Here is a 478-nt window from a genome sequence, read left to right on the forward strand (position 1 = left end):
CTACTTATTGGAAGAGTCAGGAAAATTTATCTCACAAGAGGGACCAGTTTGGGACTTCAAGAGGGAGTGGCCGTTTTCATATTCGGACGACTTCTTTTGCGGAATCGCTAGACTGGTATGTGCATTTGCCAATTCTGATGGGGGAATCATCGTATTCGGCGTTCACGACACTGAGCGGACAGCCGGCCACAACAAAGTCGCTCCCAATACGGACCGACTTCAGCAAGCGCTAAACCAGCTTTTATCAGATAAGCCAAACCTCAAACTTCGCCGCTATGAGACTGGCACAGCCGACGCGGTGGACGTGTTGCTCGTGTCGCCCCACGATGTCTCCACAATGCCTTTGCGGTTTTTGAAAACGGTCGGGGATTACAAAAAAGGCGTGCTATGGGTGCGCCAAGGTCACGAAGTATTAGCAGCAGAGCCGCGTCACATCGCCAGTCTTTATTGCCGTATTGATCGGCAGAGGACCGGTAAT

Annotated in this window: 1 protein-coding gene; it reads left to right on the forward strand. The window is 51.3% G+C overall.

The annotated features are described in order from the left end of the window. Positions 1–478, forward strand: a 478-nt coding sequence (locus AC5ZGW_RS46955; protein WP_496114247.1) for an ATP-binding protein, incomplete at both ends; no start/stop codon positions are given.

The sequence above is a fragment of the Bradyrhizobium sp. Crot121 genome, assembly GCF_059512385.1.